This window comes from Candidatus Hydrogenedentota bacterium (assembly GCA_035416745.1).
GTDB lineage: Bacteria > Hydrogenedentota > Hydrogenedentia > Hydrogenedentales > SLHB01 > UBA2224.
Window position 1 is genome coordinate 1 of sequence record DAOLNV010000134.1, and the last position, 9817, is coordinate 9817.

Annotated in this window: 6 protein-coding genes; 4 read left to right on the plus strand and 2 right to left on the minus strand. The window is 58.3% G+C overall.

Annotated features, from left to right (window positions below; all coding sequences use genetic code 11):
* The first annotated feature begins 454 nt into the window (after positions 1 to 454).
* The 3 genes from PLJ71_21675 to PLJ71_21685 all read left to right on the plus strand — a co-directional run bounded on the left by PLJ71_21675 (position 455) and on the right by PLJ71_21685 (position 3046).
* Positions 455 to 979, plus strand: a complete 525-nt coding sequence (locus PLJ71_21675) for a hypothetical protein (protein ID HQM51299.1) — start codon at positions 455 to 457, stop codon at positions 977 to 979.
* Between the two features lie 439 nt (positions 980 to 1418).
* A complete protein-coding gene (locus PLJ71_21680; GenBank protein HQM51300.1) occupies positions 1419 to 2339 on the plus strand; it encodes a hypothetical protein in 921 nt (306 codons plus the stop codon).
* Entirely contained in the window at positions 2327 to 3046 is a 720-nt protein-coding gene (locus PLJ71_21685; protein HQM51301.1) for a hypothetical protein, read from the plus strand. Before PLJ71_21680 ends, PLJ71_21685 begins: the two co-directional genes overlap by 13 nt.
* Before the next feature lie 397 nt (positions 3047 to 3443).
* Here the strand turns inward: PLJ71_21685 and PLJ71_21690 are convergent, their stop codons facing one another.
* Positions 3444 to 4199 (minus strand): hypothetical protein, encoded by a 756-nt coding sequence (locus tag PLJ71_21690; GenBank protein HQM51302.1) that lies wholly within the window; start codon positions 4197 to 4199, stop codon positions 3444 to 3446.
* Positions 4200 to 4943: 744 nt separating this feature from the next.
* Here PLJ71_21690 and PLJ71_21695 point away from each other — a divergent pair.
* The gene (locus PLJ71_21695) at positions 4944 to 9233 is read left to right on the plus strand and encodes a malectin domain-containing carbohydrate-binding protein (GenBank protein ID HQM51303.1); all 4290 of its coding nucleotides are present in this window, start codon (positions 4944 to 4946) and stop codon (positions 9231 to 9233) included.
* A 378-nt stretch (positions 9234 to 9611) separates the two neighbouring features.
* On the opposite strand, the gene PLJ71_21700 is transcribed toward PLJ71_21695, so the two are convergent.
* Positions 9612 to 9817: hypothetical protein (locus PLJ71_21700; protein ID HQM51304.1), on the minus strand; the 206-nt coding region annotated here is incomplete at its 5' end.

A 9817-nucleotide genomic window follows, 5' to 3' on the forward strand; every position in this document is an offset into this window, starting at 1 on the left:
CAACGTATTGTTATGTTCGCGGCGTCACCATCATGATTCCGAAGACGACGTTGCCTGAGTTAACCAGAGAACGGTCATGTGAATCAATCGCGTGGGACCGGTGGCTGTGCTGAAGCATAGCGGCAGGGGCGGTGTCTTGGCGAGAAGGCACAGGGCGTGCGCGAGAACTTCGTTCTGAAAAAGGACAGAGATTCCAGTTCACCCGGCATAGCGACAGTCATGCCTGAGCTGACGGCGCGCTCTTTCGCCGCGGACAGCACTGGCCCCATCTCGCTGAGAGCTTGCACAGAGGTCCGCACAAGCACCAGTTACGGAATGCCCTGAAACCATAAGATTTGCGAAATGAAGGGGTTAGAAAAGAGGAAAATTAGATGGCGGAGAGGCCGGGATTCGAAAGGGACCCCTTCATAAGAAGACGGACCTGATCTTCGGGCCGTACGATGCAATGGATCTCGTGGAGATCCTGAGGCTGCGGGTGGAGAAGGCGCTGGACGGGAGCAAGGTGGAGGAGGGCGCCGTGCGCAAGACTGCCGCATTTGCGTCGCGGGAAACGGGCGATGCGCGAAAGGCGGTGGAACTCCTGGCCAAGGCTGTGAAGTTGGCGGAGGAAGGCTCGGGCAGGTTGACGGAGGCTGAGGTTGATGCGGCGGAGCGGAGTTTGGAGTTGGATAAGACTGAGGAGCTTATTCGGTCTTTGGCGCGGCAGCAACAGCTCGCGTTGCAGGCCTGCTATCTGGGTTTTGCTCAGAGGCGGGGGCGCTTGTCTACAGGGGACGCGTTTCAGGTGTATGCGGACTTGTGCAAGGCGCAGGGCACTACGGCAATTTCGCAGAGGCGATTTTCGGATATGCTGAACTCTTTGGACCTTTATGGTTTGGTGAATGCGACGGTAATCTCGAAGGGAAGGTTTGGAAAGACGCGGGAGATGTCTCCCTCTCTGCCCGCTGAGGTGGCCAGTCGGCTGCTCAAAGCAGAATAGTGTCCGTGTTCGTGGGCGGTTGGTTGCGCGCGTGCAAGTTGCTGTGACTCTATGCCCGGGTGTTCTCGTGCTCGGGCACGACCTTGGTGATGGGCTGGCGCGTCCACTCTTTTCCGCCCGTACAACGCGTATCACGCTTAAACCGCGTCTCCTACATATACTTTTCGTTTTCGCGGACTGCAGATGTGGCGCGTGTTCTGCGGAGCGCGTGTAAGACGCGCCTCACGCGTAAACCGCGCCTTGTTTTGCGGCTCAAGGCTTTCGGGTGTAATTGCCATGAGACTCCGTCATTGAAGCATTCTTTAGCTTCGTCTTCTTTTGTAGTGGGTCGAGCACTGCCTTTAGTCGACGGTTCAACGCGTATTGTGTATGCTGGGAATGACCTGCAAATTCCCTGGACCTGTAAACCACGGCCAAACCCCCTCAGGAGGTCGTTCTCATGGGTAGTTTTGCGAACAGCATCCACGTGAACTGCGGCGATGCGGCAGCCGTGCTCGACATCATCGAAAAGGGCATGCGCGACTCCGGCTTCGAACCAAGCGACGAACCGGTCGAGGTGTCCCTCGGCTTCATGGAGTCCCCCGTGCGGGGGATCGACGTGTTCCCGTCGCATAACGGCTGGGTGTGCGTCCTCGATTCGGATCTGATGGCCTGCGAGGCGGTTGCCGCGGAATTGTCCAAGGCGTTGGTGACCCACGCCATGATGTGTCTGGTGAACGACAGCGATTCGTGGTATTTCCAGCTCTACAACCGCGGCGAGTTGGTCTCTTCCTTCAATTCGCTCGCCGGATTCGAGAGCTTCGAGGAAACAGGGCCGGCGCTCTCTAACGTTGTCCAGTTTCCGGGAAAACACAGCCAGGAGGGCCTCGAAGCGGCGGCGAAGGAGATGCAGCAACAGATAGCCAATGCGTGGCCTGAGGAGTTGCGCACGATCCAGAAACGCATGGAAAACGGCACAGCCACAGAGGAAGACATTCAGCGGTATAGCGATTTGATCAACGAGTCTGCGAGCCGTATCCGCGAGGAATACAACAAGTTCGCGGAGGAGTTCGGCGTGCCGCCGCTCGGCGAGGGATTCGGGGACTCCGGCACCCCGAACGCAGACCTGGATACCCACCTCGAAGCGCTACGGCCCATCCTTCCCCCCGGCACGAGCGATGAGCAGGTCCTCGAAATTCTCGGCAAACAGGAGACCTTCGCCGAGACCGTTCTCGAGGAGTTCCTGAAACTGCTGGGGATTCCATCCCACTTCGCCTACCTCAGTTATCAATATCTTCACGAAGACACCGCCGCGGAGGATTTGGCGAAGGCGGGCGTCCAGCCGCCCACCGAACTGAGATTCAAGCCGTGCGACTCTTGATTCCGACTGTCGTTGCGATGGCTCAGAGCGGCGCGGAGGGTACCGAACCAGAGACGGTGCCCGGCCCCTTCGAACGCATTTTCTTTGCTGTGGTGGGCACCATTTTGCTCGCGAGCATCATAGGCAGTTGGCTGTCCGGACGAAAGGCGAAGGAGAAGAAGCCGGGAGACGACCACCCGTCTACCGTCTTTGCTCTCGCCGGGTTCGTGTTCGTCGTTTCGATTCTCCTGGCGGTCTTCACGAAGAACGGCGTCTGGATTCTCTTGGCGCTCCCGGCATGGCTGGTGGGATTCATCTCCCAGGAACGTGGTGAACGCCGCAGGAGAAGAGAGATACAGGCATTGCGCGCACAAAACGCGAAGGACTATCCTGGCGTCTTTGACCGGGACCCGCCACAGGACCTCGACGCGGCGCCGGGCGACCTCGTGGACGTCTACGACGCCTGCAGCTGCACCTACATCGGCCGGTTCCCGAAGTCTGATATACGCAACATTCTGGACCGGGTTCCCAATGTCCAGAGCGCTCCGTCGAATGACATCTTCTTTCTACTGGAGTGTCTCGATGATCCTGCGCTGTCGTCTGCTGACATCAGCCAACCTTTCCGGGACGCCCTAAATGCCGCTTTCGAAGAACACGGCGATCCCACCCTCCGCTGGATGCCGGTTAGGAAGGAGGGCGAGGCGGGGGAAACGGAGGAGCTTCTGTGACCACGGATTGCACGGATGCCGCTGATAAGGGAGACGAGAGGTTTGGAGACCTTCGGTCGTGAGAGTGCTATGGTCAGCCGCCTTCGCGAATATGCTACGGCGAGCCAAGTGAAGACCATAGCACAGCGGGAGAGAGTGCACCACCAGAACCCGGGTGCAACGCAGTCGCCGGATTATCATGATTGCCCTTCCCTGTTCCTATCGTAGGCTTACTGGCGCTGGCGGGGCAACGGGGTCAGGCGGGCCCGCGTGCCGCCTGAAGGGCGCATGCGTTGGCCGGTGGATCCCGGATCCGGCCCATTGGTTGCGGTTATGCTCCGCCAAATTCATTCGTGGTTCTCTTCGTTTAGGAAAGCTTCGGTTGCGGCTGCCGCGCTGGGTCATATACGTCTTAATGTCAAAAACTCTCTACGGCTCGTTGGATTCCGTGTTTTGTTTCGACACGTTCATCGACCCCTTCTACCTTGAGATCCAGAACATGATTACGGGTCTGGCGTTCGCCTTTTACTGCAAGGTAAAGCCGGAATACGGTACCCGCGCGCAGAGGGACGCGGCGGTCGGGGGGGAGTTGACAAGAAAACTCTACACTTCCGCGTTCTCCGTCCGGGAGCACCATGAAATAGAACCCGCCTGGAATGCCCAACGCCTGGGCAGACTCGCCTGCAGCGCCCCCTATGTAGACGAATGCCTCACCAGTTTCTTCCGCCGTGGCCTTTGAGAAATCTCTGCCGCGAGCAGGCGAGCACCATTTGTTGGTCACCCGCTTTTCCAGCGTCGACACTGGAATGTCGATTGCGTCCTCCCCCGGCAGATAGATCGACACGCCCGTAATATCCACGTCAAGGTTCCCTATCGGCTCGCCAACTCCTTGGAAAGAGAGGCCGAAGGAGTCCGCCTCCTCACGGCTAATCTCGGTCCAGAGGACCTTGTTGTTTGTTTGCGGAACACCTAGCAAGCTGAAACTTGCCAATTCAATAGAATCATCGAGCGCATAGGGAAGTGAGGGGACCAAGATTACGGAGTTGAAGTGTTCCTTGGTGACGAAGCCGCAACCCGCGAGAAAAGAGACGATCGGCAAAGAGAGAAACACGATGAATAGAACGAGAACAGCCTTTCCCGATAATACCAATGCCATGACTATGAGGCGCTTCATTTCGTTCCCTTAGTGAATACTTCACCCCAACCGCAATTTCCCAAATGAGTCCGCCTGCGACCGTCGCAGACTGATTTGCTGCGATTGTAGTCCTGTTTATCGATACCGTCAATGCCGCGAATCGCGCCATCTAAGATCTTACCGGGGATGGTATCGTCTTGCCATTTGTGATCTTACCGGAGCATGGAAGGCAGGACGATCGCAGGAGAGCGGATTTTGGATGGATTGAAGAAGTATCGGAAGCGTTGAATACCCCCGGAGTGGTCTTCGCTTTCGATGGTCAGATACTTTCGCCCAATCTTGACTGTGCTTCTGCCAGATCAAGCGTCGAACTTGGCAGAAGTAAATGTAGTGCTTGATGCCGCCCGCTTCAAGCTTGGAGAGAACCGATTGGATCGAACACAAATTGCCTGGGCCCCGAATCCGGATAAGAGCGTGATTTTTGGGTGAGGGCATCTGTTGAGGGGTGAGAGTCGGTTATTTCGGTGATTTTGGTTCGATGATGGGGTCTGCGCCGGGCGACTGTTACGGCAAGGCGCTGTTGCGCGACTTGCTAATGGGTGGATGCGGGGGTATGGAGATGGTTCGGGCGTCCCGGGAAGGTAGATGGGTGATTTCGGGGCGTCACGTAAGCAGTGGTTTGAGCACGGACAGGTATCTTAGCAATATGGCTCCGTAGCGTGTGTTCCCCTCGGAAACCGTGGTACTATCCAACAGTCGAGTGTATTCCCAGGAAACACTATCATGATGAGAGCCCTAGGGGTGAGTATTGCAGCCTTCTGTGTAGCCGTACCCTGCATGGCCGCCTTGGAAATCCGTGAAGGCGACGCGTTCGCCCGGTCGGACCCCGGGAAACAACTATGGGCCATCGGCACCAAGGCCGTGCAGATGGTATACGATTGCCGGGATGGCCAGCTGCGACTGGTGAGTGTCCAGAACAATCTTACGGATCTGCCCTGGGATTACGCATCGCCATCGGCCCCATTCGGAGTAGATCCCCTGTGCCTGGGTTCCCTCACGCCTGACAGCGTCTGGTCGAGGCTCCTGGTCGCCGGGATGTCGGTTGATCCGGGGGTGGACAATCTCCGTCTTGCCGTAGAGAAGGACGACCTCGTCGGATTCGGTGTGGCGACGAGTGCGGATGACGCCGGCGCGACGGTCAACTGGACGACGACGCTCGACTATGGCGACGGCCACGAATACGTTTCGTCGGACGACACAGAACTTGTTCAAGGCCCGATCTGGCATTACTACGCACATGCCCCAGGCACAGGCTGCATGGATACTTTGGGCGAGGTGCTGGAGTCGCCCGCGCCTGGGCAAGACAAAGCCCGCGTGCCAAGCGGCTTCCGCGCGCCGGCAGAATGCTCAAGTCTTGGTGCAACAAGGTTTCGCCTCGTTAACGCGTACGAACTGATTCGGGTGTGGAAGGCACCCAAGGATGGCGTCGTTGATATCCGCGGCGGCGCGGAGTATGCCGGAGGTGACGGACAAGCCCGCATCAGTGTATATCGCATTGTGGACAGGACCAGCTTGCCTGCCAAGCTGCCGGACGGGTATGACAGGTGGATCTTGGAATCCGGAGCCGTTCGTCAAATTGGCGTAGGCGGCCGTCCGGCTGTTCAATTGGAGCTCACCCTTAACAGAGATGGCTTACGCGCATACTTGTATGTTCAGGCATACCCCCGAACTTCCGTACTGCGCCAATGGGTCGAATTCGAAAATGCGACGGCCTCTCCGCGGATATTGGCGTCGCCAACATCTCTGAGCCTTAGTCTTCGGAGCCAAGAGACTTCAGACATGACCCATTACTGGATGTGCGGCGGGACAAGCAGGCCCAACCAGGGTCAGTTGGAGAGCGCGCAGATCAACGACACCTATCACCGTACACTTCTCGGAGACCGAACGGATAACTATGTGCCCTGGATGGCCCTCACCCGGAATATGCCCGATAAACCGGGCGGCGGTCTCTTTGTCGCGCTGGACCACCTGGGAACTTGGACGCTCGGCTTTGACCGTGCCGCTGGACACGCGGTCCTGTCCGCGAGTTTCCCGGGGCTTGTGAATTATTCGCTTGCCGCCGGCGAACGGCTCCAGCTGCCTTTAATCACCTTGGGTGTATTCACCGGGGATCTGGATGATATGGGCCGCCGAGTCTACGACTGGCAGTATGAGTATCTTTGGGACTACACAAACGGCGACTACTATGCCCGAACGAAATGGGCCGTGCCGTGGTTCTTCTGTTCGCGCAATCTTCAGGAGCAGTTTACCGCACGCCTGGCCTTCTTGGATATGGATGCCGACCTCATGCGTGCCATGGGCATGGAGATGCTCTGGGACGACGCCGGCTGGTCGAAATACCCGGGATGGCCGATCGAGGATTCGTATGCCGTGGTCTTCTCGCCGACGCATGAGGGCCCGGATTTCGCCGAGACCTTGCGCTACCTGGACAAGATGGACATGAAATGGCTGCTGTGGATGGCGGGCCGCCCGTCGGCGGGTTTGTTGGACACCAAGGTTGGGGCATGGGGCAACTTCCAATGGCGGACGGACGGTTTCGGCCGGTTCGGCCTCAAAGGGGAGCATGCGATCCGCGAACAGATCGAACGCTTTCTGCAGGCCAATCCACGGTGCTCGTTCCACACCTGTTGCGGCGGCAGCCGGTACGCGCACCAATTCGAGATTCAGCGCTATGCCGACGTCAATTACTTATCGGATATGGGACGGGGCGAGCAGACCAACCATTACTTCTCTTACCTCGAAGTGCCGGACAAGTGGGTGGATTTGCTTGAAGCGCTGCTTCAATCAGGGTCTAAATATAACCCGGACACCGGCCCCGGCATGCTCTCCATGGTGCCGGGATGGTACCTGCGGGCGGAGGGGCCGGAGCAGGACCAACTCCGGCGTCTGATGGAGATCTACCGATATCTCCGCCAGGAAGGTGTCACGGGACGCTGGTCGCACATGATGCATCCAGGGATTAAGAACGACGAAGAGTATTACTATGATCAACGGATCAGCTACGACGCCAAAAAGGCCTGTATCGTGCTCAAACACCGGCCCAAGGGAGAGGTCACGATTTATCCCAAGGGCCTGTTGCCCGAGCATGGGTACGAGGTCGGTTATGAGTGCTCGGAAGACCGTTCAACACGAACCGGCGCCGACCTTATGGCAACCGGTGTTGTCCTCACGGATCCCCCGCCGGGAGAATTGATCTACTTTGGTCTTTCGGACATGCCGGGGGCGGGACGCGACGCGACCCCTCCAACGGCGCCGGGACGAGCGTTCGCCCGCTGTGAAACCAACATCGGCCACAGCGGTGTCGCAGTCTACTGGTCACCAGGTTTCGATGATAACTGGATAAGCCTCTATGAAGTGAGTCGCGACGGGAATGTCATCGGTAAAGTAAGCATTGGAACTTACTACTTCGACCACAGTCCGGGTTGGAACATCAACGCGCCTTATGCCGTTCGCGCCGTGAATGGCGAGGGCAAGACAAGCGAGTGGACTTCCGCGGAACGGATGCGTGACGGCCCGAACGCGTATGCAGCCCTCGGCGGGCATTTTTCGCAGACTGGCCGCGATGGGTGGAAGGCGGAAACCAGTGCAGACGGCCGCACGTTCGTAGGCATGACATGGGTGCCGCCCACAAGAAGCGCCGCGGGCGATCTCGGCGGCACGCCGAATCAGCCGGGGGGAGTTGAAGGTTATTGGGAGGGACCCGGCCAGGCGAGGGTAGGACGAGGTTGGCAGCAGGCCTCTCAGGAGGCCGTCTGTGTCCGCGCATGGACCGCGCCGACAGCGGGAGAAGTCACCGTCGTTGGTCGTGTGATAAAGGAGTGCTACCGGCAGGCGATGGGGAATCCGTTACACGTCCGAATACTTCACAACGACACTCAAGTATGGCCCGAACAGGGATGGGCTGAGGTGCCTATCAACAGCTTGCGGGGCATCATGCATCATTCTTGCCGTGATGTCGCTGTCGGCGACACGATTCGATTCGTACTGGACCGCGGAACGTCTCCCGATACGGACATCATCGCCTGGATGCCGAGGATCGTGTACGCGACTCCGGATTCCGCACGACAGGGCACCTGCCTTCGCATTCTATGCGGAGCGAAAGAAGATTACACTGACCATACGGGTAATGTGTGGTCCCGGGACGCCTTCTTCACAGGAGGGGATGCGGTATCAACAAGCGCGCCTGTGCGCAATGCGTCGCCAACGGACGACGACCAGGAACTCTATCAAAACGGTCGAACGGGGCGTGACTTCACCTACGCCGTTCCAGTGGAACCGGGAATTTATGCTCTACGGCTAAAGCTCGCGGAAATCCAGTACGCGTGGTCGTTCGAGCGCCCCTTTGACCTGAGCATCAATGGGCGCCGCGTGCTCGACAACTTCGACGTCTGCCAAGCCGCACACGGGCCTAACATAGCCTATGAGCGCGTTTTTCGCCATCTGGTTCCCGACGAAGAAGGCAGACTGGTTCTCCGATTCACCAGCGGATTTGAACCTATGCAGAAGACGGACAAGGCGCTCGTCCAAGCCATTGAGATCCTTCCAGAAGCGAGACAGGTGGTTCGCATCGACGCTGGCGCTGACAAGGAGTTTATTGACTGGAACAGCTTCATATGGAGCGCCGACGCGCAGTTCGACGGCGGAACCGCTATTCAGTCTGAAGCGCCGGTGAGCCAGGCCTCGCCCACGTTGTACGACCAGGCGTTGTACCAGACCGCCCGCAGCGGCAACACATTCGGCTATTCCGTCCCCCTGCTGCCCGGGGTGTACACAGTCCAACTCAAGTTTGCGGAGCTATGGCTCAACGACTTGGGCCAACGACCGATGCGCATCGAGGTCAACGGCCGCGTCGTGCGAGAGAGTTGGGACCCTGCCCAAGCCGCCGGCCAAGCGGGCATGGCCGCAGACGTCCGAGTGGAGGGTGTCACGCCTGACGCTCACGGCGAGATCACGATCCGCATGCAGGCTATGGGACTTAATGACGCCATCCTGCAGGGCATCCAAGTCGAGTGATCCACGGCCGCGCGGTGTCGTCGCTGAAGGTCCGTCCACCTGGCGGGGGTGGGATTCGAATTCGCGACCGGGGTCCAAGTCCCGTGACCCAGGACTTGACGACATGTTCATCGAGTCGGGCAAAGAGGTCAGCCGTGTCGAGGGATATGTTGCCTGTCGTGTCCAACATGAGAATGGGCAATCCGTTCCAAATGAAAGAGGGTATACTGCCCTTGCTCCTTCAGGCTTGGTCAATTGGCTCAGGCCAGAATCGGACGCTGAACGCAATGCAACTCGTCAGAGCCGGTTTACAGCTGATTCTTGACACTACTCTACTTGGTTTTCGTTGGTCATGCTGGCGTGGCCGTCGGTGTTTTCGATTGCTCCATGTTCCTATTCTTACAGGTCATCGATGCGTTGGTCTGTGCGTTGGGCTTCTTTCTTGGCCTGTTTCAGGATGGTTTCTTCGGCGGCGAGGTCGCGGGGGTTGGTGTTTGGGTGGGTGCGCATGCGGGCCAGGCGTTGTGCGGAGTTGTAGGTTAGCGCGCGGCCTGCGGTTACCCCCGATTTTAGGACCACGGGCATAAGTGGAATCTGCGTCCTTA